Below are 24,828 nucleotides of genomic sequence, written 5' to 3'. Positions count from 1 at the left end.
TCATTGGGGCTCAAATTTTGTTATCTGTATAAAGTGAAATGTCCAACAAACTCTCTTGCATCTTTCTCGTCATTTAGTTTAAGAACATACCAGTAATCACCTGAAGGCAATTCCTCTCCATTGTATCTTCCGTCCCATTTTTGACCATAGTGATATTTAGCAATTACACGACCGTATCTGTCGAAGATTGAGAATTCAAGGTTGTTGTAAATATTAGTACAACCAGGTCCCCAAGTATCATAAACACCATCTCCGTTAGGAGTAAAGTAATTGTCTAAACAAACATCAATATATGTCGCTGGCACTGTAATAGTCGATGTACAACCATTTTGATCTCTAACAACTATTACATAATCACCAGATTTGTAGATTTTGAATGTGTTAGAAGATGTAAACGGTTCTCCATTGAAGCTATACTCATAAGCTGGTGCTCCACCTGTTGCCGTTACTGAAATGATATTCATTTCAGGTTTACCTGCAGATAAAGCAAGTTTTAATGGCTGAACAGCTTTGATTTGGAAACTTGCCGTTGGCACTTCACAACCGTTAGTATGTCTCGCTGTTACGTAGTGGTTACCTGGAGCAAGATTTCTAAAGATATTGCTTGGTTGGTAAGCACCCGTTCCATCAAGTTGGTAATCAACATCAGCAAGGTTCGTTATGCTCTTATCAACAGTAATCGTTACCATATTAGCAGCTTTATTGTCAACACAGTCATAATTTACTTCAGCTGTTGGATTCAGAACAACTGGTAATGGCATGTTTACTGCTAGTAAACTCATACATCCTGCTGCATCTGTAAAGTAAACTGTATGTGCACCACCTGTCAAGTTAGTAAAGTCAAATATAGTCTGACCTGCTGCACCTGCCGTAAATGGACCTTTTTCATTATCCAGACTTACTTTATATGGAGCAGTTCCGCCTAAAATTTCAACACTAAACGCACCGTCTTTGTCACCTACGCACACTTCAGGAATCATAGAGTTTGGAACTTCTCTTCCTCTCAATAATTCTGGCTGTGTAATTGTGAAAGTGTATACCTCGTTACATCCGTTTGCATCGATTGCTGTTACAGTATACTGACCAACCGCTAAGTTCTCAAATACATTTTTAGTATCGTATTGATCAGAGTCTGGAGAAATAGAGTATTTGTATGCTCCAGTTCCACCAGTTGCAGTGATTACCATTTTACCATTGCTTTCACCGAAACAGCTCACATTTGTTTGAGCAAATTCAACTCTAAATGGAGTTTGAGGCTCAATAATTTCAAATGCTGCACTCACTTTGCTACAATCTCCACTTTGTACACCTACTCTGTAGAAACCTACTGGCAAGTCTAAGAATGTACCATTGCTTTGTGCTGCACGTACGATATTTGTACCTGTAGTTCCGCTATATAATGTGTAAACATAATTTCCTAAACCACCTTCTGCCTTAGCAATCAAGATCGCTGTTGCATCACCTTTACATCTTACTATTGCACTAGAAACATCTAAATCAACAGTTAAAGGAATCATTGGAGCAACAGTAATACCATTTGTTGCAAATCCTGTACAACCGTTAGCATCTTTAATGATATAGCTATAAACTCCCGGAGCAACATTAAATGTAACTGAAGAAGTGAATGTTCCTAAAACTGTAGTTCCGTCTAAACTATAAGTATAAGGAGCTCTTCCTCCAACAGCACTTAATGTAAGCTGTGCTTGTGTGGTACAAGTTTGGATCTTAGATTGAATCACGCTTCCTTCAACAATTGTAGGTTCGTTAATCACAATCTGAGCAGATGTAGCAGAACAACTAAATCCGTCTGTAACAGTTACTGTGTAAGTTCCTGCACCTAATCCTGCAAATACAGGGCTTGATTGTGGACCTTCAACACTAATTGGGGTATCAGAAATCTTATTTAATGTGTACATATAGTTACTTCCCTGACCTCCTGTTGGAAGAGCTACAGTAATTACTGCACTCTTATCTCCATGACAAGACAACATTGTTGCACTTGGTGTTGCGTTTACAACAATAGGCGCTGGATTAACAAGTGTTGCTGTTGTTGTAGCAATACATCCTTTTGCATCTCTCACATTGATTGTATAAGCACCAGCTGTTAAACCTGTAAATACATTCTCTGTAGAGTACGTTTTGCTTACTGGACCAACTAGCTCATATTCATAAGTCATATCATATCCACCAGAAGCTGCAACTGAAATTGTTCCGTCATTATTTCCAGCAGCACATGTAATTGGCGATTGTGTTTTCGTAATCGCTAATGGAGCTATTGGTTGTTTAATGCTGAATACCGTACTTACTGTACATTGTGGACCAGTAGCACTAGTTAATGTAGCTGTTACTGTATATTGTCCCGCTGTTAATCCAGTAATTGTAACAGGACCTGCAGTTGAAGAAGTTCCTGAACTTGGTACTGGACCAGTAATTGTGTATGTAAATGCTCCTGCATCATTTGTTGGAATCAATAAAGTGTCAACAAACAATAAGTCTACACTTCCATCAGCTGTTCCGTAGCATATTTCACCATTTATTGGAGTAGCTTTGATTATGAAAGTATTAGGATCATATATGTAATGATAATCTTTAATTGTACATCCAGTTGCTGGGTTAAATACAGTTATTTCATATTTTCCAATCGCTAATCCAGAGAATAATCCTGTTGGATTTGTCTGATTGAATACAGTGCCTTCTATACCTTTAAGCGTATAAACTAATCCTGTTGGAGTTCCTCCTGTTGCAGTAACAGAAACCTGAATAGTTTCATTTGCAACACAAGTAATTGGCGTCACTACAGCAACATTTAAGTCATCCATAGTAATAAATGGTGCAATTGTAATTGGAGTCGTAGAAGATCCTATACAACCATTGCTGTCAAATACTCTAACAGTATAAGAACCACCTGCAAGATCAGTTTCATTGTAAACATTAGAACTGCTGCTTTGAACTACAGTTCCGTTTTTACTGAACTCATAAAGAACATAAGGACCTGTACCACCTGTCACAGAATTAACTGTAATACTAGCAAAGTTAGTTGTGTTTGTACCTGTTGTACATACAAATGATGTAACAGCTGGCGCATTAACCACAACTGGTGCTGGTTGTATGATTCTTGTATCTGCCTGAGCATTACATCCTCTTCCAGAAGTTACTCTTACTGTATAATCACCTGGTAAAAGGTTATCAAAAACATTACTTTCTTGAGGTCCTCTGCTTACGGCAACATTTCCAATAGTTGTTCCTGTTAACGTGTAAGTATAAACCGGGTTGTCATTTACGCCTGGAGCGTTTGGAGCTAAATGAACAATAATTAGTCCATTAGAATCACCATTACACTTAACATCGTATTTCTCTAAACTAAGACCTGTAATAAGTGTTGCTGCTTTCATTTCAACAGTAACAACATCTTTACATCCTGTTGTTAAATCTTCAACTGTAATTGTATGAGAACCAGCAGCCATATTGTTGAATGTTGCTGTTGTTCCTGCAATTACCGGAATATAAGCTCCAGAAGTGTATTTATAGTTTCCAGAACCTCCTGTCGCTTTCGCTACAATTCTTCCGTCAGGGAAATCACAACTTGGTAATTTCTGAACATCTAACTGTAAATCAAGAGCTCCACTGATTACAACAGCACCTGTTACAGTAGTTGTACATCCGTTGGCATCTTTAACCGTAATATCATAAGAACCTGAAGAGTTCACACTGAATGTTGGACTTGCCTGGAAGCCACCACCAATGCTATATTCAAATGGTCCAACTCCAGAAGTCACAGTAACTGTGAAATCGTAAGTTCCAGTTGCACTAGGGCATTGGCTAGCAACATTTGCTGTAATACCACTTGGAAGTGGAGCAGTTGAAATATTTTGTGTTTTAACTAAAGTTGTACATCCGTTAAAATCTTTCACATAAACATCCCAAGCTAAAACAGTTCCGTTATTAGTATCAACAACAATTTTGTTATCAGTACTGTAAACTGTTGGAGCAGCAGTTCCACTTGCAACAGCAGCATAACTATAAGCTGGAGTACCTCCAGTTGCAGTTACTGTGATAGTTGCATTTTTATTATTACAAGTAATGCTTGTAGCGGCCATTGTAAAGTTCAATGCAGCAGCTGGCTGGTTAACAATGAAGTTAGAAACATTATCTGTACATCCTGATGTGTTATCAGTAACTGTGAATGTGTAACTAGCTGCAGTTAATCCAGTGTAAGTCACTACATCACCTGTTTGCGTGAATGTTCCGTTATTTGGAGACAATGTAAATGTATAATTAGCCGGAGCGATATAATTGCTGATTGTAAAGGCAATAGATCCTGTTGTACCAGCATTACATAATACATCGCTCAATAATTGAGCATCTACACTGATTTCGCTTGCTTTTTTAACTTCAATTGAATTTAAAGTACTACATCCATTAAAATCAGTCACTTTTATTACATAAGTTCCTGGCAATAGACTCGCGAAACTTCCTGTTGTATTTGAAGTTGCTGAACCTGTTGGTTGAGTAATTGCATAATTAAATGGTGCAACACCTCCAACAATATTACTAACTGTCACAGTCGCAACACCTCCAACTGTATTACAGTAAATTGGCGTAGCCGAAAGATCGAATTTAGTTGGTGGATTATATCCAGGAACTGTTACAGATCCTGATACTCTACATCCATTAAAATCAACTACAACATAATTAATCGTAGATGCTGAGTTCACAGTATGAGTAGGAGAAGCTCCAAAACTCACACCATTATCAAAACTATAGCTATATGGTGTAGTACCATCATGAGCTGTAAGCGTAACTGATGCATCTTTTGCAGTGTTTGAAGGATCACATCCAAATGGTGAAACAACACTTGTAGCTGTTAACACAGTTGGTTCGTTGATATCAACATTTACTGCAGCTGACGAACATCCTTTAGCATCCATAACAGCAATTGCATAAGTTCCTCTTCCTAATCCAGCAAAAATATTAGAGTTAACAAAAGTTCCTCCATTAATGCTGTATTTGTACGGTGCAACACCATTCGAAGCTGTTACCGTGATACTTCCGTTCAAATCACCTTGACATAATGCATTTACTGCCGAAGTTGCAAATGTTGGAATAGTAAGCGGCGTTACTACTACCGGAACAGAAACTGCCTCACAAGTTACAGCATCTTTTACTATGAAAGTATAAGTTCCTGCTGTACTAGTTACAAATGGCAATGCTGTAACTGGGTTATAAACACCACTGTTATTAAGATCATATTCGAAAGCATATGTTCCTGCACCTGTACCTTGCGTTGCTGTCAATGTAATTGTTGCATCGTTTGTAGTACAGTTTAAATCTTGAGTAAGAGTTGCTTGTATCAACAATTCTTGTCTTAATACATAAGTAGCTTTTGCCACACAACCATTACCATCTTTAATAAAGAATTCGTAAGTTCCTGGTGCATTCAACGTAAAGTTAGGACTAGCATAATAACCATTACCTATACTATACATTGGTGGAGTTGCAATTGCTGGATCAGTTGTTCCTGTAATTGTAATTGGAACTGGTCCACCAGTGTAGCAATACACATTAGCATTAGGATTAATAGTTGGTGCCTGATGTTTCGTAATTGTAACAAGTATTTTATCAGAGCAAATCAAGTTTGCATCCTGAACATACACATCCCAATCATTTGATCCTAAATCATCATAAGCTAACACTGTACTATTACTAGTTGAAAAATCTGTTGCTGTTGGTGTAACTCCAGCTTTAACAAATGCATATTTGTATACTGGAGTTCCTCCTGTTGCCTGAACAGTAACGATAGAACCTAAGTAACAATTTGCTGCAGTTTTAGAAACTAAAGCAACATCTAAAACAGCTGGCTGAGCAACATCAATTATCGCTGTAGCCGTACAACCTGTAATAGCATCTGTCACTGTAAGTGTATACGTATTAGCTGGTAAATTAGTTACTGTTATAACATCACCTACCTGAGTTGCTGTACCTAAAGCTGGACTTAATGAATATGTAAATCCACCTGCTTTGTTTTCAACTGTAAATTTAATTGAACCGTCAGTACCACCATTACAAGACACATTTTTAATTAATGAACTTGCAACTGTAATATTTGTTACCGGCGCAACAGTGTATGACTCATTATATGTACATCCATTTGCATCTGTAATCTGGAATACGTAAGTATCCGGATCTAAGTTTGCAAATGTAGTAGAAGCTTGTTTAGCTCTTACAATAGGAGATAAAATCTCATATTGGAATGGAGCAACACCATTTGTATGACCTGTAATGTCAACTGTTCCTTTCACTAAACATGTTACTGGAACTGTTGTTGCGAATGTCAAGTCTGTTGGAGGATTCAATGCCGGTACGTTAACACCATTTGTGATAGTGAATGTACAGCCATTTGCATCCTTAACGATTACATCAAATGTAATTCCTGCAAACGTCTCATATGTATTCGTTCCTGAGAAGCTTGTTCCATTGTCATAACTGTATTGGTATGGAGATGTTCCTCCTGATGGAGTTACCGTAACAACCGCTTTTGATGGAGCATTGCCTGCCGTACATAACAATGATGTTGTCACTGATGATGTAGCTGCCAATATTGTTGGCTGAGTTATAGTTACAGGAACTTTAACCGAAACGCATTCCTTAGCATCCATCACCTGAATATCATAAGTTCCAGCTGCCAAGTTTGTAAATGTATCAGCTGTAGCGAAAGCTTTCAATATAGTAGCTCCTTGTGACAACTGATATTTGTATGGAGAAATTCCGTTAGCTGCCGTAACTACGATGCTTCCGTTGCTTCCCAAATAACAGCTTACATTTGTTTGAACAAACGTTGCTATTGGAGTTGTAGTCGGTGTCACTGTAATAACATTAGACACAGCCTGACATCCCTGAGAATCCGTAACTCTGAACTTGTACGTTCCAGCTGCATAAGTAGCAGGAAGCGCAACATAAGTTCCACTAGCGTTGATTTCAACCTCATAAGTAGGATAAACTCCTGTTCCTCCGCCTGGCGTCAATTTGATGTCCGCAGCCAAAGTACATGTCAGATCCTGAAGAAGCTCTGCTACCAAAGTAACCTGAGGCTTAACTTCATAACTAACAATATTTGATTCACATCCGTTTCCATCAATAATGCTTAATTGATAAGTTCCCGGAGCTGTGATGTTATAAATAGGGTTTGTCTGGTTTGCTCCATTGATTCTGTAAATTGGAGTTCCAACCGGTACAGTCTGACCAACTGATAAATCTATTGCAATTGCTGCACCTTGGAAACAAATTGGCGCTGGCATTACAATTGTTGGTGGCAGATCTTTAACAATCGAGATCTGAAGCGGTGCTGAAATAACACAGTTATGAGCATCTTTCACATAAACATCCCAATCCAATGACGTTGCAGGATTCAGCATAGCACTGTTTGAACTTGTGTAAGTTCCTGCAGCTGCTCCTCTTACTACGAATGAGTAAGTATATGGAGCCGTTCCGCCTGTAGCAACTACACTCGCCTGAGCATCTGAATTACAGTTTGCATTCACAAATGGATTAGCAGTCAGACCTAATGCAGCTGGCTGAGCAACCGTAACTGATGCTGTAGCTGTACACAGAGTCGTATTGTCAGTTACCTGTAATGTATAATTTCCTGCCACTAAACCTGTAGCCGTAATTACATTTCCTGATAATGCAAGTGTTCCAGTTCCTGTTGTAAATACATAACTGATTGCTCCTGTATTGTTTGATACAGTAAATGTAGCCGAACCATCGTTGCCCCCGTTACAAGAAACATCTGCTGTCAATTGACCTGCAACCGCTATATTGGTTACCGGATCAATGATATAAGACTCTTCATAAGTACAGTTGTTCGCGTCTTTTACTTCAAATAAGTAAGTACCCGCTGGCAAGTTGGTGAATACACCGCTTGATGCACCAGAAATGTTTCCAGCTTGTGAAGCAGGAGACAAGATCGCAAATGATTTTGTACCTACACCGTTCTGTACGTTGCTGATTGTAACTGTACTTGTTTGTCTAGCAGCTGGAAGACAGAAAATCGGTGTTCCTACGATATCCATATCTGTCGGAGGATTCAATGCCGGTACGTTAACACCATTTGTGATGGTAACCTCGCATCCGTTTGCATCCTTAACTTTTACATCAAATGTGATACCTGCGAAGGTCTCGTAAGTAGCATTTGAAGAATAGCTTGCGCCATTGTCATAGCTGTATTGGTAAGGAGATGTTCCACCTGATGGTACAACCGTTACAACAGCTTTTGATGGTGCGTTTCCTGCTGTACATAACAATGATGTTGTCACTGATGATGTAGCTGCCAATATTGTTGGCTGAGTTATAGTTACAGGAACTTTAACCGAAACGCATTCCTTAGCATCCATCACCTGAATATCATAAGTTCCAGCTGCCAAGTTTGTAAATGTATCAGCTGTAGCGAAAGCTTTCAATATAGTAGCTCCTTGTGACAACTGATATTTGTATGGAGAAATTCCGTTAGCTGCCGTAACTACGATGCTTCCGTTGCTTCCCAAATAACAGCTTACATTTGTTTGAACAAACGTTGCTATTGGAGTTGTAGTCGGTGTCACTGTAATAACATTAGACACAGCCTGACATCCCTGAGAATCCGTAACTCTGAACTTGTACGTTCCAGCTGCATAAGTAGCAGGAAGCGCAACATAAGTTCCACTAGCGTTGATTTCAACCTCATAAGTAGGATAAACTCCTGTTCCTCCGCCTGGCGTCAATTTGATGTCCGCAGCCAAAGTACATGTCAGATCCTGAAGAAGCTCTGCTACCAAAGTAACCTGAGGCTTAACTTCATAACTAACAATATTTGATTCACATCCGTTTCCATCAATAATGCTTAATTGATAAGTTCCCGGAGCTGTGATGTTATAAATAGGGTTTGTCTGGTTTGCTCCATTGATTCTGTAAATTGGAGTTCCAACCGGTACAGTCTGACCAACTGATAAATCTATTGCAATTGCTGCACCTTGGAAACAAATTGGCGCTGGCATTACAATTGTTGGTGGCAGATCTTTAACAATCGAGATCTGAAGCGGTGCTGAAATAACACAGTTATGAGCATCTTTCACATAAACATCCCAATCCAATGACGTTGCAGGATTCAGCATAGCACTGTTTGAACTTGTGTAAGTTCCTGCAGCTGCTCCTCTTACTACGAATGAGTAAGTATATGGAGCCGTTCCGCCTGTAGCAACTACACTCGCCTGAGCATCTGAATTACAGTTTGCATTCACAAATGGATTAGCAGTCAGACCTAATGCAGCTGGCTGAGCAACCGTAACTGATGCTGTAGCTGTACACAGAGTCGTATTGTCAGTTACCTGTAATGTATAATTTCCTGCCACTAAACCTGTAGCCGTAATTACATTTCCTGATAATGCAAGTGTTCCAGTTCCTGTTGTAAATACATAACTGATTGCTCCTGTATTGTTTGATACAGTAAATGTAGCCGAACCATCGTTGCCCCCGTTACAAGAAACATCTGCTGTCAATTGACCTGCAACCGCTATATTGGTTACCGGATCAATGATATAAGACTCTTCATAAGTACAGTTGTTCGCGTCTTTTACTTCAAATAAGTAAGTACCCGCTGGCAAGTTGGTGAATACACCGCTTGATGCACCAGAAATGTTTCCAGCTTGTGAAGCAGGAGACAAGATCGCAAATGATTTTGTACCTACACCGTTCTGTACGTTGCTGATTGTAACTGTACTTGTTTGTCTAGCAGCTGGAAGACAGAAAATCGGTGTTCCTACGATATCCATATCTGTCGGAGGATTCAATGCCGGTACGTTAACACCATTTGTGATGGTAACCTCGCATCCGTTTGCATCCTTAACTTTTACATCAAATGTGATACCTGCGAAGGTCTCGTAAGTAGCATTTGAAGAATAGCTTGCGCCATTGTCATAGCTGTATTGGTAAGGAGATGTTCCACCTGATGGTACAACCGTTACAACAGCTTTTGATGGTGCGTTTCCTGCTGTACATAACAATGATGTTGTCACTGATGATGTAGCGGACAAAATCGTTGGTTGACCAATAGTTGCAGCTTTATTATCTGTACACTCTCTTGCATCTTTAACTCTTACTACATAAGTAGTTTTTGCAGGCAAGTTTTTAAATTCATTTGAATCTTGGTAAGCAACAATTGGCACACCACCATCTTCTAATTGATATTTAAATGGACCAACACCTCCAGATACAACAGCTGTAATAGTTCCGTCAAAAGCTCCATTACAACTAGCATTTACAGAAGAAACCGTAAAAGCAATTGCCGGAATAGCATCTAAATTAATAGTATAAGTTGCCTGACAGTTTTGAGCATCAGTCACCGTAAATACATAAGTACCTACACCACTTGCTGTTAAAACATTTGTTGGCATAGCAGTACTTGTACCACTATTATAAGTATATGCATAAGTATAAGAACCATAACCATCCGCAGCGGTTAAAGTAAATTGAGCATCTTCACTTCCAACAATACAGCTTAAATCTCTTGTTTGTTTAACATCAAGTTTAAGTTGTGGTTTGACTTCGAAAGGTGTGCTTGCTATACAACCATTTCCATCTTTAATTGACAACGTATAAACTTTAGCTGCGCTAAAAGTAAACGTAGGTGAACTCTGGAATGTACTTCCGTCAACACTATAAGTTGCTCCGCCTACAATACTTGAATCAACTGAACCAGTTATTGTAAACGTAAATGGGCTTCCAGTATAGCATATCGCAGCTGGTACATTGATAGTTGGATCAGTATATTTATCAAGTGTAATTGGGAATGCTTTAATACAGTTGTAAGCATCTTTTGCATAAACTATATAATCGCCTGCATTTGCATTAAAAGTATTTGGAGTATTCCATCCTGAACTACCGCTTGTAGGAGCTACAGCTGTATCAGGCAATAATTGATAAGTATATGGAGCTGTTCCAAATGATGCAGTGGCTGTAATAATTCCGGAATTATTTGCACAATTTGCTTTCTTAGCTACTGAAGCTGTAAGAACCAGTAGTTTTGGAGATTCCAAAATATTAAAGTTGGCTGACGCAACACTACAACCTGCATTTGGTCCAACAACTTCTTTGATTAAAACATAATAAGTACCTTTTGGTAATGGTCCAACGTTTGACATTACAAAATTTGAAGTCGTACTTGGAGAAGTTCCAGTTAATCCTGTGCTTATATTATTAAAAGCATTGATTACATCATAGCTAATTGTTATCGGGGTAGCTGCTGTATAAGGATTTGTAACAACAAAATTAACCGCACCATCAGCTGCACCAGTACAAGTAATATTATTTCCAGTAGCAGTAACAGTTAACTGAGAATTTGTTGGTATTTTATCACCAGCAACTTGATAATAATAACATTTTGTGTTTTCATCATAAACGATAAAAGTATATTGTACTCCAGGAGTAAGACCTGTGAACGTAGTTTGTTTACTTCCTGCTGGATCTTCGCCCTGCCATCCATCTGTACCATCTGCAGTAAAGATTTGAGGTGGTGTAGCTCCTCTATAAATATTAAAATGAAATGGCAATGGTCCAACATATGATGATCCAATTTTTACCACCGCGGTACCACCCGCAGGAATTGGACCAACAGCTGTACAATAAACTGTTGAAAGATCTACCTGAATGTCAAGCGCAGAAGGTGGAGAAGCCACTAATACATCTGATTTAACTACTGTACATCCTTTAGCATCAACTACACGAATTTGATATAAACCAAAATCAACTACATCAAAAGTAACAGAAGTTGTTCCTGAAAGGTTATTTTCTGATGCATAATAATTATTAATACCTGTAACATAATATGTATAAGGTGCAGTACCTCCAGTTACATTGTCAACAATAACTGATCCTTTTGAAGTTCCAACACCTGGCACACAAGTAATGTTAACTGCATGACTTGTAACCACAATTTTTGCTGGCTCATTGATCGTAATTGTTTGTGTATCTGTACAACCTTTTGAATCTGTAACCGTGATTGTGTAATCACCAGCTGATAAACCTGAAGTTTGTGTAAAATAATCTTTAACCGTAGGAGCTGTTCTTCTTACATTGAATACAAACGGGGAAAGCCCTTTAGTATTATCTACTACAATATTAATAGCAGCGGTTTCCTCTCCAAAACAGTTAATAAATTGCGTTTGAGTTACACCTGTAATATCTGGATAAACAGGCAATGTAATACTAATAGGCACTGTAGTTGTAACTGTACAACCACGTCCATCAGTTACTGTGAAAGTATAATTTCCAGCATCACTAGTTGTCAACACATTTCCAGATAGAACTGCTGTTGGAGCAGCTGCTGAGCTTGTGAATGAATAAGTGTATACTCCATTTCCTCCACCTGCTGTTAAAGTAATTTGAGCTGCCTCACTTCCTACAACGCAAGTAATGTTTTTATCTAATTGAGCAGATAAAGTTAATTTATCATTAACAATAACTGGAACAGTAGTTTGAGCTGTACAACCATTTGCGTCTTTAACCCAAATGTTATAAGTACCAGCTGCAGTAACTGTAAATGTATTACCTGCTTGGTAAGAAGTACCATTGATACTATATTGTAAAGTACCTGTTCCTGTACCAACAGCAGTAATTGTATAAGTACCAACACCTAAACATTGACCTACAGCTGAAGCTGTAACTGTTGGAGCATTATCTTTAGCAATTGTTACATCTAATTTAACCTGACAATTGTTAGCATCTCTTACATAAACATCCCAATTAGCGATTGCCGGATCAAGGTAAGCAACATTGCTTGGTCCAAAATCAGAAGCATTAAGTATTGCTCCATCGTGGATGAAAGCATATTTGTAAGCGATTGTTCCGCCTGCAGCAGTAACCGTTACTTTTGAAGTACCAACAAGACAGTTAGCGTTAACTGTTGCGAAAGTTGCTGATAAAGCATTTGCTGGCTCACTGATCGTAATCGTAGCATTTGCTGGACATCCAGTTGTGTTATCAACCACTGAAAGTGTATAATCTCCCACAGATAATCCTGTTAAAGTGATAACATCTCCACTAGTACTTGTTGTGTATGGTAAACCTGTTGGAGAACTTGTAACTGCAACCGTGTAGTTACCAGTACTGCTAAATCCTGAAACTGTATATCTAGCAGATCCTGAAGTATCTCCTTTACATTTAACGTCACTTAGTTTGCTAACTGAAACCGCAATCGGTGTAACTGGATTTACAGTAACCGATTTAGTATCGTAACAGCCATTATCATCTGTAACTTTGAATGTATAAGTCACGTTTGGAGCCAAGCCTGTAAATACCCCTGACGTAGCTCCAGTAACATTTCCTGTCGCTGACGCAGGTGCAATGATAGTATAAGCCAATGTTCCAACACCCGTTCCTGCAGTTGTTGTAACTGTAACCGTACTTGTTGTTGCAATACAAGTTACTGCTGAAGCAGTAGCTGTATTGATTTTTGGCGAATTCAATGGAGCCAATGTAATTGGAACCATTGGTGAAAGACAGCCGTTAGCGTCTTTAATAATAATATTGAATGTTTGTGAAGCACCATTATCATTTACTGACAATGTATTACCTGCCACAAAAGTTGTTCCGTTGTTATAACTGTATGTATAAGCTCCTGTTCCTCCTGTTCCTGTAACAGTAATCAATGCCGATTGTTTTGCATTGGTTGCGCTACATGTGAATTTAGTCGCTGATGGAGTAGCCACAATAGCCGTAGGTTCAGTGATTGTAACATCAACACTGCCTGTACATCCTTTACTGTCTTTTACATAGAAAGTATGCAATCCTGCTGTAAGTCCTGTAAAACTGTTGCTTACACCGTAAGTTCCTGCAAGTGCATTACTGTAAGTATAAAAACCTGATCCGCCAGCTCCTCTTAATAATACCGAACCGTTTGATCCTCCATTACAAGTAACATTTACCTGAGTAGCTGTTACTGTTGGATTACTGATCGCATTTACCTGAATAGAAACTATTCTTGTACAAGCAGGTGAATTTGAATCTGTAATCTCAAAATTATATGTTCCTGCTGTTGCAGCATTTGCATAAACAATTTGTGATCCTACAACCGGAGTAACTGAACCATAAGTTCCAGTTCCTGGGTCAACTCTATAAGTGTAGCCAGATTTTCCGCCTGAAATATCAACTGTGATTTCTGCATTTGGAGTAGCGCTACAGTCTAGCTCTTTGCTGATCTTTATAGTAGCCGTCAATTGTGGGTAAACCATAATTGGCGTAGCCGAAGCCGTACAGTTGTTGGCATCTTTTACCCAAACTGTATAAGCTGTAGCCGAAGCAGAAACATTGAAAACAGGGTTCGTTGAGAAAGCTCCGCCAACTCCGTTGATTCCGTATTGTAAAGTGCCTTTACCTCCTGTTCCTGTAGCTGTAATAGTGAATCCACTTCCTGAAGCCGTACACTGGTTGCTTAAAACCGCTGTAACTGAAGGCGTAGGATCTGCTGATAATGTAACCTGAACAAAATCTTTACAACCTCTCGCATCCATAACATAAACATCCCAGCTCATATCAGCTCCGCTGTTTGTATCAACTGTCAGGATATTGCTCGCATTATAAGCTGTCGCTAGAGGTTCTGTAGCATTATGCTTCACAACCGCATAGCTGTAGTTTGTTGTTCCTCCTGTTGCTGTTGCTGTAATTGTAGCATTGTCATTATTACAATTGATGTTTGTAGCCAAAGCTGTAACATCTAAAGCCAATGCAGGCTCCCCGATTGTAATTGAAGTTGAATTGCTACAACCTGTTGCTGTATCGGTAACTGAAACTGTATAAATTCCAGCTGCAACATTGCTCAATGACAGGGTATTCCCTGATTTTGTCAATGTGCCTGTTCCTAAAGTTCCTGCTGTTAATGTGAAACTGTAGTTTCCAACTGTAGCGATACCAGAAATAGTAAATGTTCCGTTTCCTGTTGACGTGCCTTTACATTTTGCATCATTATTCTTGTTGCCTGCAATAGCAATTTGCGTCACTGGATTAACGGTAATTGATTTAGTATCGTAACATCCGTTTGCATCGGTAACTTTAAATGTATAAGTATCCGGTGCCAAACCTGTAAATACTCCTGATGTAGCTCCTGTAGTATTTCCTGTCGCTGACGCAGGTGCAATGATAGTATAAGCCAATGTTCCAACACCCGTTCCTGCAGTTGTTGTAACTGTAACCGTACTTGTTGTTGCAATACAAGTTACTGCTGAAGCAGTAGCTGTATTGATTTTTGGCGAATTCAATGGAGCCAATGTAATTGGAACCATTGGTGAAAGACAGCCGTTAGCGTCTTTAATAATAATATTGAATGTTTGTGAAGCACCATTATCATTTACTGACAATGTATTACCTGCCACAAAAGTTGTTCCGTTGTTATAACTGTATGTATAAGCTCCTGTTCCTCCTGTTCCTGTAACAGTAATCAATGCCGATTGTTTTGCATTGGTTGCGCTACATGTGAATTTAGTCGCTGATGGAGTAGCCACAATAGCCGTAGGTTCAGTGATTGTAACATCAACACTGCCTGTACATCCTTTACTGTCTTTTACATAGAAAGTATGCAATCCTGCTGTAAGTCCTGTAAAACTGTTGCTTACACCGTAAGTTCCTGCAAGTGCATTACTGTAAGTATAAAAACCTGATCCGCCAGCTCCTCTTAATAATACCGAACCGTTTGATCCTCCATTACAAGTAACATTTACCTGAGTAGCTGTTACTGTTGGATTACTGATCGCATTTACCTGAATAGAAACTATTCTTGTACAAGCAGGTGAATTTGAATCTGTAATCTCAAAATTATATGTTCCTGCTGTTGCAGCATTTGCATAAACAATTTGTGATCCTACAACCGGAGTAACTGAACCATAAGTTCCAGTTCCTGGGTCAACTCTATAAGTGTAGCCAGATTTTCCGCCTGAAATATCAACTGTGATTTCTGCATTTGGAGTAGCGCTACAGTCTAGCTCTTTGCTGATCTTTATAGTAGCCGTCAATTGTGGGTAAACCATAATTGGCGTAGCCGAAGCCGTACAGTTGTTGGCATCTTTTACCCAAACTGTATAAGCTGTAGCCGAAGCAGAAACATTGAAAACAGGGTTCGTTGAGAAAGCTCCGCCAACTCCGTTGATTCCGTATTGTAAAGTGCCTTTACCTCCTGTTCCTGTAGCTGTAATAGTGAATCCACTTCCTGAAGCCGTACACTGGTTGCTTAAAACCGCTGTAACTGAAGGCGTAGGATCTGCTGATAATGTAACCTGAACAAAATCTTTACAACCTCTCGCATCCATAACATAAACATCCCAGCTCATATCAGCTCCGCTGTTTGTATCAACTGTCAGGATATTGCTCGCATTATAAGCTGTCGCTAGAGGTTCTGTAGCATTATGCTTCACAACCGCATAGCTGTAGTTTGTTGTTCCTCCTGTTGCTGTTGCTGTAATTGTAGCATTGTCATTATTACAATTGATGTTTGTAGCCAAAGCTGTAACATCTAAAGCCAATGCAGGCTCCCCGATTGTAATTGAAGTTGAATTGCTACAACCTGTTGCTGTATCGGTAACTGAAACTGTATAAATTCCAGCTGCAACATTGCTCAATGACAGGGTATTCCCTGATTTTGTCAATGTGCCTGTTCCTAAAGTTCCTGCTGTTAATGTGAAACTGTAGTTTCCAACTGTAGCGATACCAGAAATAGTAAATGTTCCGTTTCCTGTTGACGTGCCTTTACATTTTGCATCATTATTCTTGTTGCCTGCAATAGCAATTTGCGTCACTGGATTAACGGTAATTGATTTAGTATCGTAACATCCGTTTGCATCGGTAACTTTAAATGTATAAGTATCCGGTGCCAAACCTGTAAATACTCCTGATGTAGCTCCTGTAGTATTTCCTGTAGCTGTAGCCGGAGAAATGATAGTGTATGTCAATGGTGCAACTCCTGTCCCTACAGTTGTTGTAACTGTAACTGAACTTGATGTCGCAATACAAGTTACTGCTGTAGGTGTAACGCTAGCAATAACAGGTGGGTTTAATTTATTTAAAGTTAATGATCCTGAAGTAATACATCCTTTTGCATCTTTTACAGAGTAGTTAATAACCTGATCTGTTCCGTTATCATTTACTGTTAAAGTTCTTCCAGCTGCATATCCTCCACCATTGAAGCTGTATTCGTATGGCGATGTTCCTGTTGTTGGAACTGCAATCGTTACTACAGCCGCTTGTTTAGTATTTGTAGCACTACATGTGAATTTTGTTGCACTCGCGCTAACAACTAATTTAGAAGGCTCTGTTATGGTTACTGTAATTTTACCAACACAACCTTTACTGTCTTTTACAAAGAAATCGTAATCTCCAGCTGCTAATCCTGTGAAAGAAGAAGCAGATCCATAAATGATTCCGTATTTGCTATATTGATAATTCTGACCTCCTGTTAATGAACCTCCAGCTCCAATTAATTGTACTGAACCATCTGCTCCTCCATTACAGCTTACATTAATTTGGTTCGCTGTTACTGTTGGATTAGAAATAGAAAGTATTGGAGTAGTAGTTACGAACGTACAACCATTTGCATCTGTAACTTTAATTAAGAATGTTCCAGCTGTTGAAGTTGTATAAACATTTGAAGCCATAGCGCTATAAGAAGTTCCGTTATTTGTAGAAACTTGATAAGTATATGGACTTTTTCCTCCATTAGGAGTAACTGTGATTGTAGCATCTGGACTTGTTGTAGAACAGTCCAATTCTTTAATTGCAGTTGTTGCAGTTAATTGTGGATAAACTGTAATAGCTGCTGCTTGTGCAGTACAACCGTTAGCATCTTTTACCCAAACGATATATGGAGTCGCGCTAGCAACAACATCAAAGAAATTATCTGAACCAAAAGCACCTGTAGCACCATTGATTCCATATGTTAATGGAGCAATTCCTCCAGTTCCATTTGCTGTAATTCTGAATTTATTTCCAGAACCTGTACATTGGTTATCTAAAGTAGCTGTAACGCTTGGAGTTTGATCTTGTAAAACTTTAACAGAAACAAAATCAATACAACCGTTAGCATCTTTAATATAAACATCCCAATCTACTTTTGTACCATTAACTGTATTAACAGATAATTTAGGATCAGTTCCATACGCACCGGCAGTAGGTACCGCACCTTTTATTACAACTGCATAAGTATAACTAGTTGTTCCGCCTGAGCCAACAGCTGTAATAATTGCCTGACCATTATTACAATTGATGTTTGGAACCGTTGCTGTAACATCTAATGCATTAGCTGGTTGTGTTAATGTTACTGTATAAGCAGACTGACATTTTGTTGTTCTGTCTGTTGCAGTTATAGTATAAGCACCAGCTGGTAAAGCTGTTCCTACGGTAATTGTAGTATTTGTTGATCCAACTAAGTTGTTTGCACTCTGGATAGTAGTTCCTGAGCCATTTTTAATAACATAATCAAATCTGCTCTTTATTCCATTAACAGTAAACTGAATTGTTCCTGTACCACCATAACATTTAATAGTCGTAAGGATTGATCCTCCAGTTACAATATCTGGTGAACCATTAACTGTATATGGTTTAGTAAATGAACAACCTGTTTTAATATCAGTAGCTTGAAAAATATAGCTTCCTGGAGCTAATGATTTAAACTCACCATCAGAATTAGTTGCTGTATCATATCCTGCAGGACCTGAAATAATTTGATAACGAATTGGCGCCGAAACACCACCTTTTACAGCTGCAATATTAACATGACCTCCTGGAGGAGTTGTCGAACAATCATAACCACTATCAGTAATTGTAATATCAGTAATTTGATATAAAGTCGCAATTGTAATACTTAACGGTCCAATTTGACAGTTATTGCTATCTTTAATATAAGCTGTTACTGTACCAGCGGCAGAAGTTGAATAAGTATTAGTAGTTGTAAAGTTTGAAGTTCCGTTGAAACTATATTGATAAGGTCCTGTTCCTCCAGATCCTGTTACAGTAACAACAGCCGGAACTGTTCCAGTACTACTACATGTAAGTTCTGTTGCATTAATAGTTCCTTGAACTACTGTTGGTTCTGTTAATGTAATTGATCCAATAGCTGATGTACAGCCGTTAGTGTCTATTACTTGGTATGGATAAGCAATACCTGCTTTTAACCCTGTATATTTAACAGTAGCACTAAATGGACTATTGTTGAAACTGTAAGAGTAGCTTAATGATCCGCCTGAAGCTGCTAATGTAACCTCACCTGTAGAAGCTCCATTACATTTTACCTGTACTGGCGTTGCAGTAACTGTTGGATTTGAAATTGAAGCTACTGTTACACTAACTTCTGCCTTACAAGACGTTGGGCTATTAGAATCTGAAATTTCAAAAGTATAATCACCAGCTCCTGACGCAGGATAATTAAATGTAGTTCCAGTCACGTTAGTACTTGCTCCATAAGAACCAGTTCCAACTTTAACTTTATATGTAAAAGTTGACTTACCGCCAGTAATATCAACTTTAATAGTTGCTCCTGTCGTTGTACAAGATAATCCGGCAGATACTGTTGCAGTAGCCTTTAATTCTGGCGCAACAATAATACTACTAAGTGTAACTGAACAATTATTACTGTCTGTAACTACTACAGTATGATTTCCTACTCCTACATTAGTGAAAGTATTTGTGTTCACAGCAGCAGCACCATCTAAACTATAAGATAATGTTCCTGTTCCTGAAGCTGTAACGACTATTGTAGCTTTATTAGCATCAAAACATAAATCTGATGAACTTGCTAAACTTGCTGTAACTGGTGGCGCGTCATTTATAATAACCGCAGTTGAAACTGCAGAAGAACAACCTCTTAAATCTTTAGCAGCAACTGTATAAGTTCCTTTTCCTAAACCAGTAAATACAGCTGAATCTTGAAATGCGGTGATAACTGTAACACCGTCTGCAGCTCTAAGTTCATATTTATATGGAGAAGTTCCTCCTCCAGCAACAGCTGTAATAGCAGCAGAATTTGGATTACATGTTAGCGGCGTAGTAACACTTGCTGTAACTGTCACAGCACTTGGAGATCCAATAGTTTTACTATATGATTTTGAACAAGTTCCTGCTGCATCGCTTTGTACAACCACAGAATAATTTCCTGCAGTTAATCCGTTAATAGTAACTGGAGATGTTGTAGAACTTTGAAGAGTTCCACCATTTATAGAATAATAGAACCTTGTACCAAAATTTTGAGCTGTGATTGTAATTGATCCTGTGTTTCCTCCGTTACAAGCAACATCTTGAATAACTGGTTCTAAAACAGTAAATGCTTTATCTGTTCCAACATCAAAAAGAATTTTTTGCTCTTGTAAACAAGACTTCGGTAATTGGTAAACTGAAATATCATCAATCAATAAATCGTTTCCTCCATACACTGTACTTCCTGAACGGACAACAAATGTCAAGTTGGTATTAGGTCCTGGATTTAGAGAGATTGTTGGAATTTCAATCCATTTTGTTCTGTTTGGATCATTTGGATCCTCAGCAATTTTTCCCGTGTCGGCTTCAGCAACGACTACACCTGCTGGATTAACCAATTGAAATTTAACAATTGGTGCTCCACCTGGCTGACCTGCATTTAATAAATTGGCAACAGCAATATCTACCTTTATCGGCTGATTCGGAATAACGTCTGCAATTGGTTTACTATAAAGTACACCATCAAGACCTGCCGCACCACCAATATTTACTAATAAATATCTTCCATTAGGATCTACACCGTTTGTAGTGTGATCTTTAAAGTGATACCAAGCATTATCGCTTCTCCAAAAGAAACTAGCTACAGAATATTGATTATCCTCAACCGATCTAGTAGGATTAGGACACGTGTGAATGATTGGATCTTGATTATTAAAACAATAAGCCGCCGCAATACCTGGACTTGTAGTAGGATCTCCACTTCCGAAATCTTCTTTCAATAAATTACTATAAGTACTAGCGTCTACTAATTTATATTTAACTTTAATATTATGACTTCCTGATATAACATTTGTAAATACATTATTATCAATTGGTGTATTTGGAACATCATCTAAATAATATTCGTATGAATAATTTCCATTTGCAGGATTATTAACCGTTACAGTAGCTATTCCCGTACCAGTACAGTTATAAACTACATTAATTGGGTCAATTTGTGGATCTGCTGGTTTTGGATCTAAAATTACGTCATAAGGTAATTTATAAGTACAACCTTTAGAATCTCTAACGATAAGCACATATGTACCATCCATAACATCTTTCTCTGGCGAAGTCTGCCAGCTTGCTCCTCCATCAAATGAAAATTCATAAGGAATAGTACCACCTGTAACGTTAGTAAATCTTAATCTTCCGCCAAGACCTCCAAGTCTACATCCTGCTAATTCTGAAACTCCTCCAGAAGCAGTTAAGGCATTTGCCGGAGGTAAAATTGCAACAGCTTGAGCAGGGTCTGTACATGTTTGTCCTGATAATGTATATCGAACAACAACGTTATAAGTTCCTTCTTTTAAGTTTAAGAATGTTGGATTTGAACCAAATGTAGCGCCATTATCAATACTATATTCTAAAGCATAGCCATTTGCGTTTGTTACATTTACAGTAATTGATCCTTTTTCTCCATAACAGTTAATAGTTGATGGAACAACGGTATATACTGGTTTAGGGTTTGCTGGAACTGTAAATTTATAGGTAGTTTCACAACGATTAAAATCGCGTACTAATATAGTATACTCTTTTGCAGTAGGAGTATTTAATATTATTGAATTCAAATCAGTATTACCATTTTCATCCAATGCATACTCAGTTGTTGAACCGTCTACAAAAAATGCATAAGGAGCTTTACCGCCACTTGCTGTAATTCTATATTGTCCATCAGCGCAAGCTGTAAGAGGTTTTATAACTGAAGATGTTAGAGTTAAAGCAGCTGCTGGATTAGGTATAGCTCTGCTCACTGTTGCAGTACACTCTATAGTGTTATCTGGTTTTTTAGTAAAAACGTCAACAGTATAAGTTTTCCCTGGTGTTAAGTTTTCAAATGCATGTGTACGATCTGTTAAAGGTCCTAACTCTTGAACTTTAACACCATCTTCATAAAGTGTGTAATAATATCCTGTAAATCCGCTTGTGGCACTTACCTGAATTCTTCCTTTATCACCAAAACAAAGTGGATTTTCAGTTGGATTATCTATTCCAGCTGTAAAATCATCTTTAGCAATGATAATCTGATTTGTTTTGTAGGCACAAGTTGGGTTGACATTTTTAAGTCTATAATTTACAACATAATTACCTGCATCTGTAATGCTGAAAACATTATTATCTCCCCAAGCAGTAGTAGTAGAACTAGAAGCCGGAATCAGAACATGCGTCAAGCTAAATTCATATCCTGTAAGTTTATCTACGGTAATGCTTCCTGGAGTTGTACATAAAATATTTTTATGCGTTTCATTTATAGCAACATCACTTTTGTAGACATTAAAATAAAATTTGTTTACACAACCTCCTGAACTAATGGTTACTCTATAATAACCTGCTTCACTAGCTGTAAAAAGAGAACCGTTTGGTCCTGCTGAAACCCAGGTGCAAGTTGTTCTTTCGTCAGCACATAAATCAGATAACTCTGAAAGTGGGGGACGAACACAAGTCGTTTTTTCCCATACAACTGTTGCCGATGGAAGTGCTAAATCAAAAAGTCTTGAATCATTGGCACCGCAAAGAAATATTTTTGGCAATGGTTTTCCATCAATATCACAAGGAGCAATAACACCATTAGAATCTTTATTATCTGCATATTTAATAATTGGATTGGTTTTTACTCCACCTCCATCTGTTACAGTAATAATTTGTTCGAAATCAGGACAACCTGTTTTTGTACTATAAACATAATATGTTCCTGGTCCTGTAATTTTAAGTTTTTGATTTGTTCCTAAAACAGGATTATAAGCTGAGCTTGTTCCCCATTTGTAAGTTGTATAGCCACCAGCTGCAGAAAGGTCCATATCTGTCAAACAGATTTCTGCTTTACTATTTTTACAAGCATCTAAACCTACAAGGAAATTTGTAGACTGAGGTGTAGCATTACAAGAATTTGCAGAAGCATAACTCGTATCTCCAAATAGAGTACCATTACCACCTCCACCTGCCGCAGGGTTACCGCGATAGCTTGTAAGCGCAGAGTTTCTAATAACATTATTACAAGCATCTATCAATGAAGCGCAATCATCTACCACTTTGACTTTAAAACGGATTGTCTCTTCCGGATCATTTTTTTCAACCAAACTATTTGGTACCTTGAATGTTATAGTTCGAGTTGCAGCATTATAGGTAACATTGTTAGCTATGGTCATTCCAGTAGGCAACTTAAAAATATCTGCTGGAAAATTAAAATTGGTGTTAGTTGGCAACTGATCCGTTATCGTAAATTCGGTTGCACTGTCATTTCCACTATTTTTAAATGATAAAGTATATCGCAACTCCTGACCTAATGTTACATTTTTATTTTCTGCGTCAACTTCAGCTGCATCATGTACCTTCTTTATCAATTTAACATTAGGCGCAATAACATCTACTGAAAAAGCCAAAAAATAATTGATATAAACATCCACATTTGTACCTATGGTGATTTGTGCAGATGTTGCTTTATTTGGAATAATTCCACTTTGGGGCGTAATATCAAGAACTCCGGCATCAAAACCTAAAGTATTGGTACCATTAGGATTTCTATCTGTAAATACACCATTCGAAGTTGTTATCGAACTTTTAAAGAAATTATTTATTGGTCTCACCGAACTTGGTGATGTCGTAATAGACTTACTGTTAATGTAAAGGTAATCACCTGAATAATTTTGATCCCCTTCAAGAGCTGAAAAAGCGACTCTTCCATTAACGTCACCTAGATCTGGAGTCGTAAAACCATTAACCGTTGTGCTAATAGGGCCTGCATTACTACCTATCCCAAAAAATCCATTAAAAGTAGAAATTGACTTGGTTGGTAATGAATTATCTTCATAAATAATAAAAAGAGACCATCCAGCGGCCAAACCAGTTGAACCGTTAGTATTCTTTACACCTTCAGTAGCTAGTACATTTGCTACGGTGTAAACTCCATTTGGATTAGTTGCATTTAATAATGATGTAATAGGAGCAAAACAGGCATAAGCTTGTGTTTTATTACCTCCTGAATCAGAAATACCATCAGCATTTTTATCAATATCCCAAATAACGGTTCCTACCACATCCTGATAATTACTATTAGTGGTATTGGGAACCTTAATTTTTACATTTTTAATTTTTGTTCTATCTGCTGGTGATCTTAAAATACCTGACCAATACAAAGCAGCATAAGCAACTTTATAACAAGGAGCTGCAGGAGCAATATTATTTGGCACTGTAAGAGTAGCACTACTCGAACTGAATATTTTCTCAGTGTTATTCGAGACAGGGTCAACATTGATATAGTACATATCAAAATTACCATTTGTATCATTACTAGTAGTACCGCTAAAAGGTGTGTTAGGACTTACACTATAAGTACCATCAGATTTCTTAGTACCTCTGTTAAGTATACTATTTCCAATGTTAATAATATCTCCTCTAACCTGTGTGGTATATTCTTTATTAAAAGCCTTATAAGTTTGAGAAAATACTACATCTGCTTGTAAAATCAACAGAAGCAATATTGCAATTTTAAGAATAGTAGGTTTTTTCATGGTATTTAATTTTTGTGGCCTTCTTAATCTCTAAGGGGCATTAGCGATTAAAATTTTGGCCGCTTTAAACTATTTATTTTTA

Annotated in this window: 1 protein-coding gene; it reads right to left on the bottom strand. The window is 38.0% G+C overall.

Features of this window, described 5'->3' with window-relative positions; translation table 11 throughout:
• Positions 1-20 precede the first annotated feature (20 nt).
• Positions 21-24,746, bottom strand: coding sequence for a T9SS type B sorting domain-containing protein (locus ACNFIH_RS12875; protein ID WP_426483456.1), 24,726 nt, complete (start codon positions 24,744-24,746; stop codon positions 21-23).
• Between the last annotated feature and the right edge of the window lie 82 nt (positions 24,747-24,828).

Origin of the sequence: Flavobacterium sp. 2 (genome assembly GCF_049949195.1) — a bacterium.
In the GTDB taxonomy this organism is placed as follows: domain Bacteria; phylum Bacteroidota; class Bacteroidia; order Flavobacteriales; family Flavobacteriaceae; genus Flavobacterium.
The sequence above is the reverse complement of the archived record's forward strand: the minus strand, read 5'-3'. Positions and strand labels throughout refer to the sequence as shown.

Coding starts and splice junctions, on each gene's coding strand:
- ACNFIH_RS12875 (WP_426483456.1), bottom strand. CDS start 24,746: ATGAAAAAACCTACTATTCTTAAAATTGCAATATTGCTTCTGTTGATT.